General features: G+C 41.7%; 21 protein-coding genes. 6 read left to right on the top strand and 15 right to left on the bottom strand.

Annotated features, from left to right (window positions below; all coding sequences use genetic code 11):
• Positions 1-583: 583 nt before the first annotated feature.
• Entirely contained in the window at positions 584-1,264 is a 681-nt protein-coding gene (locus H6H03_RS03625) for a DUF6875 domain-containing protein (protein ID WP_190953766.1), read from the top strand.
• A gap of 223 nt (positions 1,265-1,487) precedes the next feature.
• Here the strand turns inward: H6H03_RS03625 and phnM are convergent, their stop codons facing one another.
• The 12 genes from phnM to phnG form a co-directional block, all read right to left on the bottom strand.
• Entirely contained in the window at positions 1,488-2,624 is a 1,137-nt protein-coding gene (phnM, locus tag H6H03_RS03620; protein ID WP_190953765.1) for a phosphonate metabolism protein PhnM, read from the bottom strand.
• An 89-nt stretch (positions 2,625-2,713) separates the two neighbouring features.
• Complete coding sequence (gene phnL, locus H6H03_RS03615) at positions 2,714-3,448, bottom strand: phosphonate C-P lyase system protein PhnL (protein ID WP_190953764.1); 735 nt, start codon at positions 3,446-3,448, stop codon at positions 2,714-2,716.
• Positions 3,449-3,561: 113 nt separating this feature from the next.
• Positions 3,562-4,335 (bottom strand): phosphonate C-P lyase system protein PhnK, encoded by a 774-nt coding sequence (gene phnK / locus H6H03_RS03610; protein ID WP_190953763.1) that lies wholly within the window; start codon positions 4,333-4,335, stop codon positions 3,562-3,564.
• A complete protein-coding gene (locus tag H6H03_RS03605; protein ID WP_190953762.1) occupies positions 4,328-4,765 on the bottom strand; it encodes a hypothetical protein in 438 nt (145 codons plus the stop codon). Before H6H03_RS03605 ends, phnK begins: the two co-directional genes overlap by 8 nt.
• Positions 4,762-5,631: an alpha-D-ribose 1-methylphosphonate 5-phosphate C-P-lyase PhnJ gene (locus H6H03_RS03600; RefSeq protein ID WP_277926132.1), complete on the bottom strand. Its 870-nt coding sequence runs from the start codon at positions 5,629-5,631 to the stop codon at positions 4,762-4,764. The genes H6H03_RS03605 and H6H03_RS03600 overlap by 4 nt, the downstream gene beginning before the upstream one ends.
• 2 nt (positions 5,632-5,633) lie before the next feature.
• Positions 5,634-6,221, bottom strand: coding sequence for a phosphonate degradation HD-domain oxygenase (locus H6H03_RS03595; protein WP_190953761.1), 588 nt, complete (start codon positions 6,219-6,221; stop codon positions 5,634-5,636).
• Between the two features lie 76 nt (positions 6,222-6,297).
• A complete protein-coding gene (locus tag H6H03_RS03590; protein ID WP_190953760.1) occupies positions 6,298-7,503 on the bottom strand; it encodes an alpha-D-ribose 1-methylphosphonate 5-triphosphate diphosphatase in 1,206 nt (401 codons plus the stop codon).
• 67 nt (positions 7,504-7,570) lie between these two features.
• Positions 7,571-7,987: a fosfomycin resistance glutathione transferase gene (locus H6H03_RS03585; RefSeq protein WP_190953759.1), complete on the bottom strand. Its 417-nt coding sequence runs from the start codon at positions 7,985-7,987 to the stop codon at positions 7,571-7,573.
• On the bottom strand, positions 7,984-9,159 hold the full coding sequence (locus tag H6H03_RS03580) for a carbon-phosphorus lyase complex subunit PhnI (RefSeq protein ID WP_190953758.1): 1,176 nt from the start codon (positions 9,157-9,159) through the stop codon (positions 7,984-7,986). The genes H6H03_RS03585 and H6H03_RS03580 overlap by 4 nt, the downstream gene beginning before the upstream one ends.
• A 15-nt stretch (positions 9,160-9,174) precedes the next feature.
• Positions 9,175-9,639, bottom strand: a complete 465-nt coding sequence (locus H6H03_RS03575; RefSeq protein WP_190953757.1) for a GNAT family N-acetyltransferase — start codon at positions 9,637-9,639, stop codon at positions 9,175-9,177.
• On the bottom strand, positions 9,629-10,228 hold the full coding sequence (phnH, locus tag H6H03_RS03570; protein WP_190953756.1) for a phosphonate C-P lyase system protein PhnH: 600 nt from the start codon (positions 10,226-10,228) through the stop codon (positions 9,629-9,631). The genes H6H03_RS03575 and phnH overlap by 11 nt, the downstream gene beginning before the upstream one ends.
• 51 nt (positions 10,229-10,279) lie before the next feature.
• Entirely contained in the window at positions 10,280-10,738 is a 459-nt protein-coding gene (gene phnG, locus H6H03_RS03565) for a phosphonate C-P lyase system protein PhnG (protein ID WP_190953755.1), read from the bottom strand.
• Positions 10,739-11,007: 269 nt separating this feature from the next.
• On the opposite strand from phnG, the gene phnF reads away from it, so the two are divergent.
• Together phnF and H6H03_RS03555 are read left to right on the top strand one after the other, a co-directional pair.
• A complete protein-coding gene (phnF, locus tag H6H03_RS03560; protein ID WP_242057741.1) occupies positions 11,008-11,748 on the top strand; it encodes a phosphonate metabolism transcriptional regulator PhnF in 741 nt (246 codons plus the stop codon).
• 150 nt (positions 11,749-11,898) lie between these two features.
• A complete protein-coding gene (locus tag H6H03_RS03555) occupies positions 11,899-12,363 on the top strand; it encodes a CYTH domain-containing protein (protein ID WP_190953754.1) in 465 nt (154 codons plus the stop codon).
• Positions 12,364-12,434: 71 nt separating this feature from the next.
• Here H6H03_RS03555 and phnE read toward each other — a convergent pair whose 3' ends face one another.
• The 3 genes from phnE to phnC form a co-directional block, all read right to left on the bottom strand.
• A complete protein-coding gene (gene phnE, locus H6H03_RS03550; RefSeq protein WP_242057742.1) occupies positions 12,435-13,268 on the bottom strand; it encodes a phosphonate ABC transporter, permease protein PhnE in 834 nt (277 codons plus the stop codon).
• Positions 13,269-13,377: 109 nt separating this feature from the next.
• A complete protein-coding gene (gene phnD / locus H6H03_RS03545) occupies positions 13,378-14,385 on the bottom strand; it encodes a phosphonate ABC transporter substrate-binding protein (protein WP_190953753.1) in 1,008 nt (335 codons plus the stop codon).
• 84 nt (positions 14,386-14,469) lie between these two features.
• Positions 14,470-15,255, bottom strand: a complete 786-nt coding sequence (phnC, locus tag H6H03_RS03540) for a phosphonate ABC transporter ATP-binding protein (RefSeq protein ID WP_313931780.1) — start codon at positions 15,253-15,255, stop codon at positions 14,470-14,472.
• 930 nt (positions 15,256-16,185) lie between these two features.
• Here phnC and H6H03_RS03535 point away from each other — a divergent pair.
• The 3 genes from H6H03_RS03535 (at position 16,186) to H6H03_RS03525 (ending at position 19,258) form a co-directional block, all read left to right on the top strand.
• On the top strand, positions 16,186-17,832 hold the full coding sequence (locus tag H6H03_RS03535; protein WP_190953752.1) for an FAD-dependent oxidoreductase: 1,647 nt from the start codon (positions 16,186-16,188) through the stop codon (positions 17,830-17,832).
• On the top strand, positions 17,829-18,224 hold the full coding sequence (locus H6H03_RS03530; RefSeq protein ID WP_190953751.1) for a 4Fe-4S binding protein: 396 nt from the start codon (positions 17,829-17,831) through the stop codon (positions 18,222-18,224). Before H6H03_RS03535 ends, H6H03_RS03530 begins: the two co-directional genes overlap by 4 nt.
• Positions 18,225-19,051: 827 nt before the next feature.
• Positions 19,052-19,258, top strand: a complete 207-nt coding sequence (locus H6H03_RS03525; protein ID WP_190953750.1) for a hypothetical protein — start codon at positions 19,052-19,054, stop codon at positions 19,256-19,258.
• Positions 19,259-19,275 lie beyond the last annotated feature (17 nt).

Here is a 19,275-nt window from a genome sequence, read left to right as displayed (position 1 = left end):
TATTTATAGCTTGTATGAAGTTGAGATAATCACTTGCGATCGCAACTTTCTGCTTTTCTACATTTCTGTATTATCAGCGCTTGTAAGTCTTTGTAATCACAAATTATCCCTGATTCTAAGAATATTCAAATTTTAACTAAAATACTTACTCTTAAAGTAAGAATACTGATATTTTACGCTACATACTATCAGTATTTGAAAATCTATACTAAATTTTTACAATAAAACTAAACACTTAGATATTAACTTTATAATACTTTTGTTAAAAATATTATTAGCTTTTAAGGGCTAAAAAGGCAGGGGGATAAGGTCAAAAAAAATAAAAATATTTTCCATAATACTACAAATGATGCTCACAAATAAATTACTTGAGGCTGAAATATATTTTTAGCTATGTGCATTTCTCTAAATTGAATCGCACGAAATATTAAAACGATTTTTATCTGGTAATAATTACAAATCAGCCCAAAATGCAACATCATGAAGGCTGATTTTTTAGATAAAAATTGATTCAGCTATCAGATAGCATCATCAAATGAATTTGAATTCAGCATTTAACAATTACTACACTTGACTGACGCTAATGCAACTCTATACACCTATTGAAATTGAACAACTTCAGGAAAACGAAGACCTTCCCTACTTCATTCAAATTTTAGATTGGGTTAAAAATTTTTTAGGAAGACCTCATCCTCATTTAGGAAGACCGGGTGCAGTTTGTCCTTTTGTACCCCACTCTCTAAGATCTAACAATATTCGTTTGGCAGTTATTCGCACGAAAGACTTGTATCCAGAACAAATAGAAAATATTGTCAAACGCTATCGAGATATCTTTCTAGAGATGGATGTTAAAGAACATGAATTAAAACTTAGTAAAGCTTTTTTGCTAATATTTCCTGACATCCATATAGAAGATGCTACTAAAAGCATAGATAATATACAACAAAAACTTAAACCTTTGTTTGTCGAATCAGGACTAATGATTGGAGAATTTCATAAACGCAATCAAAGTCCGGGTTTACACAACCCAGACTTCCGTCCACTACGTAGCCCTGTACCTTTGTTAGCTATCCGATTTATGGTTGAAGCAGACTTGCCTTTTCTTCAAAGTCCGGCTGACCCACACTTACGCATTAGATATCTGGAAGCTTATTTAAAGCGGTTTGGCCAGAAATTTACAGATGAGACTAGGTTTAAAACTGCTTATCAGGCATTGGCTTTAGCGAAAGAAGAAGTAGAAACAGCAAACTTAGTGATTTATTAAAGTTTCAATCAGCTATAAGTTATCATTTACTACTGATAACTGATAACTGATAACTGATGTCAAACTTTTATTGAATGTTTCTACCAAACAACCTATGGTTTTAGCTATCTTGTTTGCTGTTTAGAGTTGGTCTTTCGTGTTCCCTGTTTTATTCTAAAAATTTGTCAAAGATTCCAGTGCGCCACTTCAAGCATTGCTGAAATCTGGCTTCTAGCTTTTTCATTTAACTGACTCGACGACCTTGACAGATAGTTGCAGTCAAGCGTGGGACTACACCATCATAATGAACAGCTATCGCATCAGCTCGTTTACCTAGTTCGAGACTACCGCGATCGCCAAATAGGTGAATAGCTTTCGCTGGATTACTGGTAAATAATTGCATCGCTTCATAAATTGGCTTACCAGTTTTGTCAGCAATGAGAAAGATAGCTTGCAGCAGGCTTTGGGGAACGTAGTCAGAAGAAATAACATGGACTAAATTTTGCAAAACCAATTCCATCGCCGAAACATTACCAGAATGAGAACCGCCCAAAACTAGATTAGGCGCACCCATCAAAACTTGCAGTCCAAAACTGTGGGCTGTTTTTGCTGCTTCTAAAGTGGTAGGAAACTCGGCTATTACTACTCCATCTCGTACCGCTTCCTGAACATGTTCCACTGTTGCATCATCGTGACTGGCTAAGGAAATACCTTTGGCTGTGGCGATTTCCACCAAAGCCGCGCGGTTTTTTTGTGCATATATTTGTTGTTGTTGGTGACGAACCACGATGAAATCATCAATTTCCTCTGGTGTGGCTCCGTGTTTGCCCATGTAATATTGTTTGAACTTGTCTAAACGGACAAACTGCCGCTGACCAGGGGTATGATCCATTAGAGAAATTAACGATAACAGCGGATTGTCTATATATTGTGCGGTAATTTCATAAGCCTTATCGTATGCCAGTTCGCAACGTAGGTGAATCCGGTGTTCCACACAAAAGCGTCCAGCTTTTTGCCCGCGACAGATAATATCAATCATCGGGGCAAAATTAGTTAAACGTGGGGAACCAACAGCTATGTCACCAATGGCGATCGCATCACATACAGTTGTCACTCCAGCACTAGCTAAATCTCGGTCATGGTGAATTGCTGCTGCTTCCAAAGGCCAGCGAATTCCCGGACGCGGAGATACACAGCGTTCTAAATTGTCCGTGTGCAGTTCAATCAACCCAGGCATGAGATAATCTCCTTGACCATTCAACCCATGAGTAACAACTCCTGGCTGAATGTCAGCAATCAATCCATCTCGCACTACAAGCGTACCCAGCACTTCCTCATGGGGAAGTTGGAGGCGATAATTTGTGTATACTTGCTCATTCATAGGATTTGGGCATGGGGCATGGGGCATGGGGCATGGGGCATGGAATTTTCAAACGGTAAGCCCAAGCTACGATTATTTTGAATTTGCGATCAATTATCCTTAGCAAAGGTTAATTGGCGGTTACAGAGTTGCATTTGCACTTCTTGATCGTGAAAAATTCCAACTAAAGCACAGCCAGCTGCTTTGTGTTCTTGGAGAAGTTCTATGACTACTTGGCGATTCGTAGCATCTAGGGCTGATGTAGGTTCATCGAGTAGCAAAATCGGATAGTTTACACACAGGGCGCGGGCGAGATTAACCCGTTGCTTTTCGCCTCCAGAAAACGTGGTGGGGGAGAGTTTCCATAAACGTTCTGGTAGGTTGAGACGATGAAATAATTCTTTTACTTTGTCAAAAGCAACTTCTGTTTTTATCCCTAATTCCATCAGTGGTTCTGCGGCAACTTCTAGGGCGGGAACTCTGGGAATCACTCGTAAAAACTGGCTGACATATCCTATGGTTTTCTGCCGCACCGCTAACAGTTCATGGGGCAGAAGTTGACACAAATCAACCCAATTTCCTCCATGCTTTACCCAAATTGAGCCGCTATCAGCGCGATAGTTACCATATAAACAGCGCATCAAAGTAGACTTCCCGGAACCAGAAGGCCCAGATAAAGCTAGACATTCCCCAGCATTCACACTCAGGGATAATCCTTCTAAAACTGATAGGCGAACGCTTCCTTGCTGATGCAAAGTAAAACCTTTTCGCAGATTTTCTACTTGCAAAACGGTGTTGGTAGAAATGTTAGTGGAAAGATGGCGATGATTATTTAATGATTGCATTGTTACTGGGGATTGGGCACGGGTTGAACAGAAAGTGTGGGAGGTGTGGGAGGTGTGGCAAGAAATCTTTCTCCCCTATCCCCCCACACTCCCCACACTTCCCCATCCTCTTGTTATGGTGTTAAGGCAGCGCTGACTAATAGTTGAGTGTAGGGATGCTGGGGGTCGTCGAGTACTTGGTCAGTTAAACCTGATTCCACTACTTGCCCTTGTTGCATGACTAGCAAGCGATGGGCTAGCAGCCTGACAACACCTATATCGTGTGTGACTACAATGACGCTGAGATGAAAATTTCGCACTAGCGATCGCAATAAGTCTAATAACCGCGCTTGCACTGATACATCAAGTCCTCCAGTTGGTTCATCCATTAATATCAGCCGGGGACGTGTCACTAATACACGAGCTAGTTGTAATCTTTGCTGCATACCTCCAGAAAAAGTTACTGGTAAATCATCCATCCGCGCTGGATCGATTTCCACTTGTCGCAACCAGTGAGCAGCTTCATCGCGAATATTGCCGTAGTGCCGCACGCCAACATCTAGCAGCCTTTCGCCAATATTCGCTCCTGCACTCACTTTCATTCGCAAACCATCACGGGGATTTTGCTGGACAAAACCCCACTCAGTTCGCATCAATCGGCGGCGTTGAGGTTCGGGAAGTCGAGTAATTTCTAAGTCTTCTTGGCTACGAGTTGTATAAGTAACATTACCTTGGTCAATGGGGAAATGGTTGGCGATCGCACCGAGCAAACTAGACTTACCCGACCCCGATTCGCCGACGATACCCAGAACTTGCCCAGGATATAAATCAAAGCAAATGCGATCGCACGCTTTAATTGCGCCGTAAGATTTACTCAATTGGTGAACTTGTAAAAGAGGTTTAGTCATAGGGTATTGGGTATAGGGCATTGGGCACTTGTACTGAGCTTGTCCTGAGCGTAGTCGTTGGCGCAGCCTCTCGTAGAGAAGTATGGGGCATTGGGCATTGGGAATTGGGCATTGGCGATGAACCTTTGATATTCGGCGATGAACCTTTGATATTCGGCGGTGAACCTTTGATATTCGGCGGTGAACCTTTGATATTCGGCGATGAACCTTTGATATTCGGCGATGAACCTTTGATATTCGGCGGTGAACCTTTGATATTCGGCGGTGAACCTTTGATATTCGGCGGTGAACCTTTGATATTCGGCGGTGAACCTTTGATATTCGGCGATGAATCTTTGATATTCGGCGATGAACCTTTGATATTCGGCGGTGAATCTTTGATATTCGGCGATGAATCTTTGATATTCGGCGATGAATCTTTGATATTCACTCCCCTGCCCCCCTGTCCCTCTGCCCCTGACAGTAGTCTGTATCCGAGCAAATCCACATCCTGCCGCCTTGGTCATCAATTACTACTTCATCTAAATAGCTTTCCGTAGAACTACATAGCTCACAAGCTTTGTCCCAACGTTCTATGGTGAAGGGATGATCTTCAAAGTCGAGGCTTTTGACTTTGGTATAGGGGGGGATTGCATATATGCGCTTTTCTCTGCCGGCGCCAAATAACTGGAGTGCAGGATTCATCTGCATTTTAGGATTATCAAAGCGCGGGATTGGGCTAGGACTCATTAAATAGCGATCGTGTACCATCACCGGGTAGTCGTAGGATGTGGCAATGTGTCCGTGTGTGGTGATATCTTCATAAAGTTTGACGTACATTGAGCCGTATTCTTCTAGGGCGTGCATTTTACCCGTTTCAACAGATGAAGGTTCTAGCCAGCGTAGGGGTTCGGGAATTGGTACTTGGTAAACCAAAATTTGCCCTTCTCGCAGTGGTGTTTCTGGTATGCGGTGGCGTGTCTGAATTAAGGTTGCTGCTTGAGTTTGTTCTGTTGTTTGCACGCCACAAACTTTTTTGAAGAAGCGGCGAATGTTAACTGCGTTGGTTGTGTCGTCTGCTCCTTGGTCAATCACTTTTAGCACATCGGTTTGACCAATAACGGAGGCTGTTACCTGAATTCCACCAGTTCCCCAACCGTAAGACATGGGCATTTCTCTAGAAGAAAAGGGAATTTGATGTCCTGGAATAGCAACGGCTTTAAGTAAGGCGCGACGAATTGAGCGTTTGGTTTGCTCGTCTAGGTAGGCGAAGTTGAAACCTGTTTCGGGGGACTGAGGACTGGGCATGTTTTCCATTGTTAATTTTTGCTGTTTATTGGTGATGTCTGGGGTAAGGTGCGTGAATGCAAACAGGCATTAAGAGATGGAATGAAGTGGTTTAAATCTGGGGTTTGCAGGTTAGCTACTTTTGCTTGGTCGTCATAAATTCTTAGCTTGACGGCATCTTCGGCATAAGGTTGAGAAATGAAAGTCTCGGCTGCTTCAGGAGAAAACTTACCTCCTTGCAGTTCTAAGCTACGCACAGAACCACTTGAGAGAGTTGACCAATACTCAGAATTAACTTGGCACAGATAACGTTTGGCGGCGACATGAAGACGAATTGGTTCTGTGACTGCCGGTGCAAACATCTTATTTAGTAGGGGTATGGCTCGATATTCATGACGGTCATCGATGCCTCTGGTAGCGGCGTTATCCCCTAAGTTATGGATGAGATGCCCTACATCATGGAGCAGACAAGCAGTAATCAATTCATTGCTTTCACCTGCGTTTTGAGCTAAGGTGGCGCATTGCAGTGCATGTTCTAGCTGGCTGACAGCTTCAGCGCCATATAACTGGGAACCTTTTTCGGTAAATAGCTGAATAATGGTTTCAATTGTGGCAATCATTTTTTTGTGTTTAGATTGTGAGGTAGATTTAGCTCATGCAGAGGCGCAGAGAGAAGATTGAGCGGTTATAAAGAATTTAGGATTGCTGTAAGTATTTAATTGGATAGCGGGCTACTTCTTGTCCTTTGATGTAGACAGATGCGATCGCAGTAGGTAAAGAATTATTGGGGGATATCAACAAGAAATCTGCATCTAACCCAGGAGAGATTTTGCCTTTGCGATCGCTAATTCCGGCTGCTGCTGCTGGACGGCTAGAAACTAGCGTCCATGCTTGTTCAAAACTCATCAAGCCTAATTCAGCTACTTTAAAGGGTGCATGAAATAAGGAAGGATAGTGGTAATCTGAGCAAAGGCAATCCAAGACATGATTTTTAGCGGCTTCCGCCACACTCATGTAGCCGACATGGGAACCACCCCGCACTAAGTTCGGCGCACCCATGAGGACTGCTGCACCATAGGCACGGGATTGGGCAGCTAAAGCAATACTCCCAGGAAATTCGGCGATCGCAACCTGACGGCGTTTACTTTCTGCTACCTTTTCTTCACAATCATCATCATGAGAAGCTAAGGGAATATTGTAAGTATGAGCAAGCTTAACTAATTCCTCTACTTGTTTGTATCCCTCGTCTCGCCGTTCTTGTACTTGGGCGATAAATTCTTTAATTTCTTCGTCAGACATAGATATTCGTCGCCGTAAACCATTGAGGTATCGGCTTAACATTTGCTCATCTCCAGCAGGTGGCAAATGGTCATTAATCGACAAAAGTTGAATGCGACCAGATATCAGCCAATCACATAATTCTTCATGCCCTTTTGTATTTGCTTCTTCATGTCTAATATGAATTCGATGATTGCAACTTAAAACCTGCTTTCCCGTTTCCAAAATAAACTCAATCAAAGCCCGAGCTGAATCTCGACTTCGCAAACCCGGTTCATAAGAGTCAGTAATTGAACAGAAAAAAGTCGTAATTCCAGCAGCCAAAAGATTCCGGTCATTTTCAGCGATCGCCATTGATAAAGGAAAGTTAACTCCAGGACGAGGGCAAATCATCCTTTCAAAAGCATCGCCATGCAAATCCACAATTCCTGGCAACATCTGGAGTCCTTGAGCATTGACAAAATCAAACCCCTGAGGACTACTCCCCCCATCAATACTAATAAACCGCCCATCTTCAATTAAAACAGTTGCATCTTTAATCCAACCCTCTGGAGCCAGCACATCTGCCCCCTGAATCGCAATCTTACCTTTAGTTAATGTTGTTAATTCTTGAATATTTTGCATTATTCTTACTAAATCATATTCTCTTTAATCTCTCTTTCCTCTCTGCGCCTCTGGGTGATAAAAATAATTAACCACACCCAAAAAACTCCATACCTTCATAAGGAACTTCTCTAGTTGCAGCAATTCGAGAAAACAAATCACCCACATGCAATTCCAACTTATGAAAATCTGGGTCAAAAATATATAACGATTCCCCCTCACTAATATTTTCCTTCCACTTTTCCACACCCAGAGAAATCAGACGATCGCTATATTTTTGAAACTCTTTTTCAGGAACACTAAAAGCAATATGCGTATACTCAGCCGCAAGACTTTTGCGCGTATTTGCATCTAAAGATAAACACAACCAAAGATTACCTGCAAGTAAATAAGCGCCTTTTTTCCATTTGGCGATCGCTTGACAACCAAGAATTCTGGTATAAAAATCAAAAGACCTTTCCAAATCAGAAACAGACAAAGTAATATGATTAATTCCTGTAATCATTTGACTTCTTCCAAAACAAACTCAGTTTGATGATTTTCTGTAGTTAATTCAGGTGATGATTGAGTGTTTGGCTGTTGTTGCCGCATCTTTCGTACTAGATTTAACTCTGCTTGAAAATCAATGTAGTGAGGAAGCTTGAGATGCTGAACAAAGCCCTGTGCTTCAACGTTATCTGAGTGAGAAAGTACAAACTCGACATTTTGGGCTGGCCCTTGGACTGTTTCGCCAAATTCCTCAGCTCGCATTGCCCTATCTACCAACGCCATTGACATGGCTTTGCGTTCGTTATAACCAAAAGTCAGCCCATAGCCGCGAGTGAACTGAGCAGGTAATTCCTTACTACCTTTAAACTGATTTACCATCTGCACTTCAGTAATAGTAATATCAGCGATCGCCACTTCAAATCCCAATTCCTCCGGGCAAATCACCACCTCCACTTCCCCCATCCGAATTTCCCCAGCAAAAGGATGATTTCTGCCATAACCTCGCTGAGTCGAATACGCCAAAGATAATAAAAACCCCTCATCCGCACGCGCCAAATTCTGGAGTCTCGCATCCCTTTTCGCAGGAAAACTAAGCGGTTGACGCGTCAAGTCAGAACAGGGCGCGGGGAGTGTTTCTGATAAATTCCCCTTGTCCCCTTGTCCCCTTGTCCCCCCATCCTCTTCCACCTGCATTAACCCTTCCCGGTCTAAAGCATCAATCACCCTGGGAACTGGTTCGTTAATTGCCTCTGCTTCTTTTGCTGTGGGAACTTCTGATTCTGCCATCAGCTTAAAGTCCAGCAGGCGATGGATGTAGTCAAAGGTGGGGCCTAAGTTCTGCCCTCCGGGAACATCCTTAAAAATTGAGGAAATTCGCCGCTGTATTTGCATTTTGCTGGTGTCTAGCGGCTGGCTGTAATACAAGCGTGGCAGTGTTGTGCGATATGCTCGTAACAAAAAAATTGCCTCGACTAAATCGCCCCAGGATTGTTTAATAGCGAGGGCTGCTAATTCTCGGTCATATAGGCTGCCTTCACACATTACCCGCTCAACAGCTAAAGTCAACTGTTGTTCAATCTGCTCTAGCGTCAGTTCAGGGATAGCAGGATCGCCCCGGCGTCTATTCTTAAGCAGCGTTTCTGCATTCTCAATCGCTTGTTCGCCACCTTTGACTGCAACATACGGCATGAATTTTTACCTTTTTCAATTGTTAATTTGGTAACTTGGCTGGACTACGCACTTAAAACTCCAGCCATGCTGCTCGAATCCCAGTGCTTGATAGAATTGGTGAGCGCGATCGCGTTTCAAATTTGAAGACAGCGTAACTTTATAACACCCTGCCTCTGCACTGATTTTGAGTGCAGCTTTCATCATCAAAGTGCCAATTCCTTGACTGCGAACTCTTGGAATAACAGTCACCGCATCTAGAACTGCAAATTTGTGATAACCCCGATGCATCATTGTGGGAACATAAAGCAGACTAAAAGTACCTACAGGCTCTTGATTCTGGAAGGCAAGATAAATCTGATAGTTGGGAATTTCGGCGATCGCATTCCAAATCTCTGCTGCACTATCCGTCGGCAAGGGTGACTCACCATCCATCTGTGCATAAAGCTCAACCAGCACTGACAGATCCTCACGACTAGCAACGCGGATATCAACGCTCATAACAGACCTCAGATTTTGCCGTGCGAGGTAGTCCCATAACTGCATTTTCTGTAAATAAAAATACATCAACACCCTGAGGATAAGCTTGGTGATTCTTCACCCAGAAATCCCAAAAATGGCAAGGGAGATTAGGAGCAATTTCTTTGCGATCCAAAATTCCTGGCCCTGTTAGCGTCGCTCTTTGTCCTCCTTCCCAACTTTCAACTTGTATTAGTAGCGTTGTCGAAGCTTCAGGTTGTTCTGCTGTACCCCAGCGAAAATTAGACAATTCTGGCAATGCTGCCAAATCTCCAATCAGCGCAAAGTCAGCCTCCCCAGGTTGCAACGTAAAGCAACAACCAGTGTGAAACAGTAACCAATCTCTAACGGTAGAAGCAAAACTCGGTTGCAGCCAAACCCGAACATCCAAATCTAGCAACGTCAGACAAGCCGCAGCACAAGCAGCCGTTAAGCCTAAAGGCACGCTCATGTTAGCAGTTATCGGGTATGGTGTCCCCGGCCTAGCATTCGCATCAAGTAGCGATCGAAATGTCTGCTGGGCATCATGAACCGAATCCTCAAAACCTGGTAAATAAGTAAGTTTAGTCATTAGTCATTGGGTATTGGTTATTTCTCCCCCTGCTCCCCCTGCCCCAAATTCTTACCCTTCCCCCCTCACCATCGTGAAAAAGTTAACTTTGGTGGCGGCGGTTTGGCGTTGTTTGAGTTCTTGTTGTTCTCGGCTTATTGTTTGCAAGGGCTGAATGACTTCAGCTTGAATTCGATCGCCCCATTGAGAACTTTGCAATAATGCATCGCACAGGGCTGCTAGTTCTGCATGACGGTGCGATCGCCCCGCGACATATCCAAAACCGGCGATCTTTTCATCTGCTTGGCTCTCTAGTTGCACCACACAGCGAGTCATGGTAATTTCTCCTAAATTAAATGGCTCTCCTGTACCTCCAGCACGTCCCCGAACCATCGCTAGACCAATTTCTGGAGAGCGTAAAAAGCTATAACTCGGCAATGTACCTAATTTATTCACCAGTTCCTCTAGTTGCTTGAGTTCAGCTTTAGCTAGTGTATTCATCCATGTTTGTCGCGGCGTTACAGTATCCATAGGTCATACTATTTTGGATTTTCAATTTGGGATTGCCAAAAAGTTAGTCAATAACCCTTTTCACAATCGAAAGTGTTGCAACTATTTTTCTGTTTGATAAGTATGCGAATATGCGAATTTAAGGCTACCAAATTTTAAATTGGAGAATTCTGGCTCCTAACTCATGAATTCTTTTTTGTTAAACTATTCTTAATTTGTCTAGACATCTAGATGAAAATAGAGTAGCGCAATTTGAGTAAGTTGACAATCTAAATATTGATAATTGATATATGAACAATGAAGTAATGCCTATTTACGCCCAAATTGCTGCCGAGTTGCGAGAAAATATCCAACAGGAGGTTTATCAAGTTGGAGATAAATTACCAACAGAAACGAAGTTAGCAGAACAATTTGCCGTCAATCGCCATACAATCAGGCAGGCGATCGCATTGCTCAAAAATGAGGGATTGCTACGAGTTGACAGGGGGCGCGGAACTTTTGTCGCAGCTAAAACTATCCGCTATGCGATTGGTAAACGGGTACGTTACAATCAAACCTTGAAAGCACAGGGTTGGCAAGCTAGGTTTCAACTACTCCGCACCTTGGAAGTTACCGCAGATATTAACGTTGCCAAAGTATTGGAGATTAATTATGGTGAATCGGTGGCTTTAATTGAGCGTTTAGGTTTAGCGGATGAGGAACCAATTAGTGTGGGGACAGGATATTTTCCCCTCAAACGGTTTCCAGATTTGTTAGAGCCAAAAAATATTGAGATTTTGCGAGAAAAGCAATCAATTTCTCAGTTTTTACAACAGGTATATGGATGCGATCATATACGTCGCAGTACTTGTGTTTCGGCGCGTCTAGTTCAACCTCGCGATGCACAGTGGTTGGCACTTGGACTCAATCAACCTATTCTTTTAGCTGAGTCGGTAAACGTCGATCAAAAAGGTAATGTAATTGAGTATGGCGTTACTCGACTGCGGGGCGATCGCATGGAATTATTTTTTGAAAATGACTTGACAAAATAATTGTATTATGTACTTGGTAATAGATATTTAAACCTCAGTTTTAGAACTCAAAAATGACACAAGCCAAGGGAAAGATGTTTTGCCTGGGTTCATCTTGGATTTAACTGAGGTTTGGAAATAAAAGAGACTGACAATTGAGAATTACGAAAAATGGCGAAAGAAATAGAGCGTAAATATTTAGTAATCGGAGATAGTTGGAGAGGATTAGCTGAAGGTAGCGTCTATCGTCAGGGATACATTCCTACACAAGATAAGGCAACTGTACGGGTACGTATAATAGGTGAAAAAGGTTATTTGACAATTAAAGGCCCGACTATCCAATATTCAAGAGCAGAGTTTGAATATTCTATTCCAATTCAAGATGCTCAAGAAATGCTTGAGACATTGTGTCAGCGTCCATTTATAGAAAAAATCAGATATAAGATAAATTCTGGCGGTTTGATTTGGGAAATAGATGAGTTTGAGGGCGCTAACAAAGGGTTAATTATAGCCGAAGTTGAACTCACTGATGAAAATCAACAAATTGAACTACCAAACTGGATTGGAGAAGAAGTTTCTCACGACTCCAGATATTTCAACAGCAATTTAGCAAAACATCCTTTTTCACAATGGTAATTCTTGATATAGACGTAGCAATGCTACGTCTATACATTCATTTTTATCAAATGCCTATTCTGAATTCTGATTCAAACTAGCCAACCTCTAACTTTGGCTGAGAAAAAATCAATAATACCTGTGGCAAGAATCAAAATAATCAAAATTGCACAGACTTTTTGATACTCAAAAGCTCCGAAACTTTGATATAAAGAAACGCCAATTCCACCAGCACCAACAATTCCTAATACAGAAGCGGAACGTACATTTGATTCAAAGCGATAGAGAGTAAAAGAAGTCCATAAAGGTAATACTTGGGGAAGTACGCCAAAGATAATTTCTAGAATCTGATTAGCGCCAGTTGCTCGAATTCCTTCCACAGGGCCAGGATCGATCGCTTCCACTGCTTCAGAAAATAGCTTCCCAAGTGTACCGGCTGTATGAACAAATAAAGCTAATACCCCAGCAAAAGGCCCTAAGCCTACGGCTACCACAAAGATGAGTGCAAAAACAAGTTCGTTAATAGCACGCATGGCATCTAAAAGTCGGCGTGTTGATTGTACAATCCAAGGCGGACACATATTATTCGATGCCAAAATAGACAAAGGAACCGCGGCGATCGCAGCCATCAAAGTTCCCCAAATTCCCATCGATATAGTAATCAGAGTTTCGGAAAAATAATATTTCCAATCAGTAAAATCAGGCGGAAAATATCCACGAATATATTCCGCCATATTGTCACCACGCTGAAATAATAATGGAAAATTTAGTTCTCCCTGGATATAAGAAAAAATTAGTATAACAACAATAATTAATAGAAAAATTAAGCGACCATTAGTAACAAGTTTTGCTTCTTTTTCTAACATTGCTAATACCGCAGGAGAAGTATTAGCAAGAAGATATCTATCTTTTTGAGATTTTTTCATATATCAAAACCTATTTGATTTTTTAATAAACTTTGTAGACATCAAAAATACTGATTCCCGACTTTTTCCAGAAATCGGGAATCTTGTTATTTATCAACAGCGCAATAGCTTAGTTTGTGTGAATTTGCTGGAGTTGCTGATTTAGTTCTGCTAACTTTTGTTTTTTATCTTGTTCGCTCAAATCTGCTTGAGATTGTGTTTCTTGAATTTTCTTAGCAATTTCAAGTTCTCGAATTGTATTCCAAACTTTATCGTCCGCTGGAGCAAAAGCAGCAATTTTAAAAGGTTTCAAGATTTTCTCATCTTTATAGTTGTAGAAAAAGTTTTGAAATTTACTTTTGATATCTGCTGGTAAGTCTTTGCGGTAAGCAATAGGATCGCTGGGAATCATAGATGATTTCCAAATAATTTCTATTTTTTTTCTAGCTTCAGGATTTGTTAGCTCTAACCGTTGTAAGGCTTCACTACTAACAGTAGCAACATCTACTTGCTTATTGGCAACAGCTAAAGCACACGCTTCATGATTACCAGCAAAAATCAAGCGTTTGAAAGCCTTTTTAGGGTCAATATTATTTTTTGTAAAAATGTAATAACTTGGTACTAAAAAGCCAGAAGTAGAATTAGGCTCGTTAAAAGCAAAGGTAAGTTTAGCGGCATTCTTAACTACATATTTATCGCCACCTTCTGCCTTAGCTTCAGCAGCGATGGGATTATCTTTATTGACAATCAAGTGTGAGTAATAGCCTTTTGTACCGTCTTCACTAACAACCTGAGCAAATGCTTCGGCATTAGCAATTTTTGCAGCTTCAATATATGATTTACCACCTAACCAAGCTACCTGTACTTTACCAAAGCGCATAGCTTCTATCACTGCTGCATATTGTGTTACATAAAATGGTTTGATGGGAATACCAATTTCTTTAGACATTGCAGCAGCAAAAGGTTCCCAAATAGGCTTTTGATTTGCCTGAGATTCTGTAGAAATAACCCCAAAGTTAATTTCTTTAATACTTGCAGCATCTGAACTAGAACTAGAGCTACAGGCTGATAGTATTTTTGCACTTCCTAAGGTGAGGGTAAACAAAGAAGCTTGTTGAATAAATAAGCGTCTGTTCATGATTTTTCTTAAGTGTTTTTGAAACTATTGATATTTTTTGAATAGCTAATAGCGTTCTATTACTAGAAAATTTAGCCAAATTTCTTATCCGATAAGTTCTCCATGTCCTCTAAGAACAAGCTCTTCTACTGCTGTACCATAAAGTTCGTTAAGCATCTCATCATCTAATTTGCCGATCGCACCATCAAACATGACTTCTCCATCTCTTAGAGCGATCGCTCGGTTGAAATACCTACGCACCATTTGAATTTGATGTAAGGAAGCTACTACTGTGATTTTGCTTTCTCGATTTAGTTCAACGAGTAATTCCATAACTTTGCGAGCAGATTCAGGATCGAGGGAAGCAATGGGTTCATCTGCAAGGATGATTTTCGCTCCCTGCACCAGACAACGAGCGATCGCTACTCGTTGTTGTTGTCCCCCAGAAAGCATAGAGGCTCGTTTATATGCGTGTTCCAAAATCCCGACTCTTTCTAAAGCACAAAGAGCTTGAATTTTTTCGGCTTTAGTAAACAAATGCAACCCCGAACGAATGGCAGGCGATCGCGCTAAATTACCAACGAGAACATTTTCAATAACTGTTAGCCTGTTTACCAAATTGAATTGTTGAAAAATGTATCCTATCTGACTTCGCAAAATCCTAATTTTTGAATGCAATTTTCCCTTGCTTTGCAAAGCAATTCCAAAAATAAAAACCGTTCCCTCATCTCCAATCTGCAAGCCATTTATCTGCCGCAATAGCGTAGATTTTCCCGATCCAGAAGCACCTACAAGCGCTACCATTTCTCCATCATCAATCGTGCATGAAACATTTTTCAGTGCTGGCTTACCCTTAAAGCTTTTTGACAGATTAATTACTTCTATAGCCACTGTAGTTGCGACGATTTAATATTTATATGACCTTAAATAAGGTTAAAGTTATTTGATTAAGGTAATCTTAAGATATGGATAAGAAACAACAAATTAGCCCTAAATTACTTCTGAACAAATCTACTTTCTATTCTTCAATCTTCTAGGGTGAGCCTACTACCTGCTCTTATGCCCTTTGTTGAAATCGAATGTGATGCAATTCAGTAATTTTACATCTACAAAATAGATTGAAATTTTACTATATTTTGACAAATGGAACTTGATATATTATATGGAATAAAAATAAAAAACTATAATTTAGTTTTTTAAAAAACTCCGTACAACTTTAAAACTCTTATTCACTATTTCCTATTCCCTGCTTAAATATAATTCCTATAGTAGTGAGTATTTAGGCAACTCAATCCATAGCGATTTTCATTTTAATCCAGCACAGGTTAGGGTAGCACAGCTGTCCTACCCTACAAATTGTCTCCACTCCAGGCAATCGTAAACTGTTGTTTTGATGAAAATCAGGTGATGCAAAACCCAACCCAACAAAGCAACGTCTGTGTTCGGTTGCCTCTCTCAAACACCACTTACTTTGAGTCAAGAAACCTTTCCAAAGTAAGGCTGTCGGAACCTACAATCAATACTATTTCTTTGTTAGGCTGCGCCAAATTCTCTTGAGTTATATCAATAAAATTTTTAATCGCCTCTTGTTTTTTAGCACAATCTATGCAAATCTCTTAAATATATAATACGGTAAATCAATCAATTTACCGTATTATGAGTAAAAATAGAGTAAGTTAGCCAATAAACTCAAATTTAGTTTCTTGAGAGTCTGTCTGGGAGTGGGCAAGATGGAGAGCACAGGGGCAGTTGCAGTAAGTCTTTCGCCTTTGCTTCATCCTCTTTTGCATGACCAATCCCCAAAATTTAGGAGATAACATCATGAATGCATATCAATCAGAGTCAGGCAATAGTTCTACCATTTCTTCGCAACTGAATTTAGAGGCTGATGTTCTAGTCATTGGGGGCGGGCCATCAGCGACTTGGGCGGCTTGGAATGCTGCTGCCCAAGGAGCAAAAGTGATACTGGTAGACAAAGGCTACTGCGGTACGAGTGGAGCGACAGCACCCTCTGGTACTGGTGTTTGGTATGTGCCTCCCGATCCACAACAACGGGAAGAGGCAATGGCTAGTCGGGAAGCTTTAGGAGGTTTCCTGTCAGAACGCTCTTGGATGGAGCGTGTATTGGATCGTACTTATATAAACCTAAATAAACTGTCAGATTGGGGCTATCCATTTCCCGTAGATGATGAAGGTCGTCCCCATCGCCGATCGCTCCAGCAAGCTCATGATTACATGCGCCTAATGCGTAAAAAGATTACCAAAGCAGGCGTAAAAATACTCGACCACAGTCCAGCTTTAGAATTACTGGTAGACGCAGCAGGGGCAGTTGCTGGAGCGCGGGGGATTTGTCGCCAAACAGGCGAACGCTGGCAAGTCAAGTCTGGAGCAGTGGTAATTGCTACTGGTGGCTGCGCTTTCCTGAGTAAAGCTTTAGGCTGTAACGTCCTCACAGGAGATGGTTATTTGATGGCAGCTGAAGCTGGTGCCGAAATGTCAGGCATGGAATTTTCCAATGCTTACGCCCTATCACCGGCTTTTTCCTCAGTTACCAAAGGAGCTTATTATCGTTGGGCAACCTTTTATTACGAAGATGGTACAGAAATTGAAGGTGCTGGTTCGCAAAGAGGGCGATCGATAATTGCCCGTACCCTACTCACCCAACCCGTTTATGCTCGTCTGGACAAAGCAACTCCTGAAATTGAAGCGATGTTGCGGACTATCCAACACAACTTCTTATTGCCATTTGACCGTATGGGCATTAACCCCTTTACCCAACTTTTCCCTGTGACTCTGCGTTTGGAGGGAACAGTACGTGGTACGGGTGGAATTCGGATTGTTGATTATACCTGCGCTACCACCGTACCCGGTCTTTATGCTGCTGGTGATGCTGCAACGCGAGAATTAATTTGTGGTGGCTTTACTGGTGGTGGTAGTCATAACGCCGCCTGGGCAACCTCTTCGGGATATTGGGCAGGTGAAGCAGCAGCAAACTACGCCCGTCAACTAGGAACTAAAGCGAATCAACGTTCCGTGCGAGGACTGGGAGAAACTGGTGTAGCTTCCGAAAAAGGTAGCAGCAATAGTTTTATTCCCTCAGAAGTAACTAAAGCAGTCCAAGCCGAAGTATTCCCCTACGATCGCAACCTATTCCGCACCGAGAAAGGATTGACACAATCCCTCGATCGGTTACATCAGTTGTGGAAAGAAGTCCGCAACACCGAAACAGTGCCAGAAAATCAAGCTGTCCAAGCTAGGGAAGCCACAGCAATGCTAGCAACAGCCAGGTGGATGTACGCCAGCGCCCTTGAACGTAAAGAAACTCGCGGGATGCACAAACATCTAGACTATCCAGAACAAGACCCGAACCAATACCACCGTTTACTGAGTGGTGGTCTAGATCGAGTTTGGGTCAAGCCCCAAAAACTACAAACTGCCGTTAAGGAAAGGGAGTTAGTAACACTGTGATTGAACTAGTTAGTGAATCTCGCTGTATTAAATGTAATATTTGCGTTTCCGCCTGCCCCACCAACGTTTTTGACAAAGTTCCAGACGGGCCACCAAGAATTGCTCGTCAAAGCGACTGCCAAACCTGCTTTATGTGTGAGTTGTATTGTCCAGCGGATGCCCTCTTCGTTGCCCCACAGGCAGATGAGTCAGTCCCAGTTGATGAACAGGCTCTTATAGAAGCGGGATTTTTGGGGGGATATCGCGAAACCTTGGGCTGGAAACCCGGAGGCACTCCAGCAGGCGTGAGAGAACAATCTGCTCGAATGTTTATTGGTCGGAGCAATTTACCTACTGATTCTCAGGGTAGAATTCTGCCTTGGAGCAACCAGCCTAATTCCCAGTCAAATTAACTAAATGAGCTGTGTCACGCTAGTGGTCTATCGCATTAATTTTGAGGGCTAAGATCCGCGACTTCTTCAAGAAGTCGCGGATCTGACCACTGGCGATCGCAATATATATGAACCCGCTCTTTAGTCAAACCCTTGCTGACGGAATTATTGCTCTGGTGTAATCAACACAAGAGAAAAAATTTCGCTCTCAACTCTATCGATCTGAAGTTCTTGATTATAGCATTGTTCTTTAAGTCTTTTAAATTTGATAACTATACTTGCAATAATAATTATTAGTTTGACTATAAATAAATAGTTAAATCAAAAATTACGACATTTAGAATTTTCAAATTTATTAATTTATTTAGAAGATTTCCAAATTTAGTTATTATCAATACTACACTATGAGATTAATTAACTGTAACCTAAATAATTGGGATGATAGCAAGCAAAGATTTTTTTAACTTTTGATTCAGGCTGAAAAATTAAGCATGAATGTATTTTCAATGGTTTTATTTTGTCTAGTCAGGGCAAGAAACGCCGGAATCATTGATAACAAAGTTCTTCATTGCTTTCATGCCAAACAAATTTCGCCACCAGGTGAAGATTAGCTATGTTCAATCTACTAGCTAGTCAGTTTGTAACTGAAAAAATCAGCAAAGGTTATTAATACTTAAATTGGCTAAGCAAGCTGATATAGGCAGTCTCAAGAAGGTGAGGAAACTCAACAGCCAACAAATCCTAATATATCAATCCACATTTTTACTGTTGCTCGTTGCCTGTTGCCTGTTCCCTCGACGGAAGGTCGGTGAATTTGAAATACAGTAATATTACTGGAGAAGAAACCAATGTTTTTTGGACAATTTGAAAGAGAATCTTTGTATGGAGAAATTTGGTCAGTTTGGCAAACAACTAAATTGCCAGAACATTTACAGTTACTAGTGGATCGAGAGCAAGTAAAATACGATATCTGGGAATTGCAAAGCGAAAAGTCTGATTCTAAGACTACTCCTGTTAGTCGCGATCGCACTTCTAGCGATTCACAAAATATTTGACTCAACGCTTTTTGAAT

Source organism: Nostoc paludosum FACHB-159, from assembly GCF_014698835.1.
In the GTDB taxonomy this organism is placed as follows: Bacteria; Cyanobacteriota; Cyanobacteriia; order Cyanobacteriales; family Nostocaceae; genus Nostoc; species Nostoc paludosum.
The sequence above is the reverse complement of the archived record's forward strand: the minus strand, read 5'-3'. Positions and strand labels throughout refer to the sequence as shown.

Excerpts from the sequence above, each read along its gene's own strand:
- H6H03_RS03535 (WP_190953752.1), top strand. The coding sequence starts at position 16,186 with ATGAATGCATATCAATCAGAGTCAGGCAATAGTTCTACCATTTCTTCG.
- phnE (WP_242057742.1), bottom strand. The coding sequence starts at position 13,268 with ATGAAAAAATCTCAAAAAGATAGATATCTTCTTGCTAATACTTCTCCT.
- phnG (WP_190953755.1), bottom strand. The coding sequence starts at position 10,738 with ATGGATACTGTAACGCCGCGACAAACATGGATGAATACACTAGCTAAA.
- H6H03_RS03625 (WP_190953766.1), top strand. The coding sequence starts at position 584 with ATGCAACTCTATACACCTATTGAAATTGAACAACTTCAGGAAAACGAA.
- phnH (WP_190953756.1), bottom strand. The coding sequence starts at position 10,228 with ATGACTAAACTTACTTATTTACCAGGTTTTGAGGATTCGGTTCATGAT.
- H6H03_RS03585 (WP_190953759.1), bottom strand. The coding sequence starts at position 7,987 with ATGATTACAGGAATTAATCATATTACTTTGTCTGTTTCTGATTTGGAA.
- H6H03_RS03580 (WP_190953758.1), bottom strand. The coding sequence starts at position 9,159 with ATGCCGTATGTTGCAGTCAAAGGTGGCGAACAAGCGATTGAGAATGCA.
- phnK (WP_190953763.1), bottom strand. The coding sequence starts at position 4,335 with ATGACTAAACCTCTTTTACAAGTTCACCAATTGAGTAAATCTTACGGC.
- phnL (WP_190953764.1), bottom strand. The coding sequence starts at position 3,448 with ATGCAATCATTAAATAATCATCGCCATCTTTCCACTAACATTTCTACC.
- phnF (WP_242057741.1), top strand. The coding sequence starts at position 11,008 with ATGAACAATGAAGTAATGCCTATTTACGCCCAAATTGCTGCCGAGTTG.
- H6H03_RS03595 (WP_190953761.1), bottom strand. The coding sequence starts at position 6,221 with ATGATTGCCACAATTGAAACCATTATTCAGCTATTTACCGAAAAAGGT.
- H6H03_RS03525 (WP_190953750.1), top strand. The coding sequence starts at position 19,052 with ATGTTTTTTGGACAATTTGAAAGAGAATCTTTGTATGGAGAAATTTGG.
- H6H03_RS03555 (WP_190953754.1), top strand. The coding sequence starts at position 11,899 with ATGGCGAAAGAAATAGAGCGTAAATATTTAGTAATCGGAGATAGTTGG.
- H6H03_RS03600 (WP_277926132.1), bottom strand. The coding sequence starts at position 5,631 with ATGGAAAACATGCCCAGTCCTCAGTCCCCCGAAACAGGTTTCAACTTC.
- H6H03_RS03575 (WP_190953757.1), bottom strand. The coding sequence starts at position 9,639 with ATGAGCGTTGATATCCGCGTTGCTAGTCGTGAGGATCTGTCAGTGCTG.
- H6H03_RS03590 (WP_190953760.1), bottom strand. The coding sequence starts at position 7,503 with ATGCAAAATATTCAAGAATTAACAACATTAACTAAAGGTAAGATTGCG.
- phnD (WP_190953753.1), bottom strand. The coding sequence starts at position 14,385 with ATGAACAGACGCTTATTTATTCAACAAGCTTCTTTGTTTACCCTCACC.
- phnM (WP_190953765.1), bottom strand. The coding sequence starts at position 2,624 with ATGAATGAGCAAGTATACACAAATTATCGCCTCCAACTTCCCCATGAG.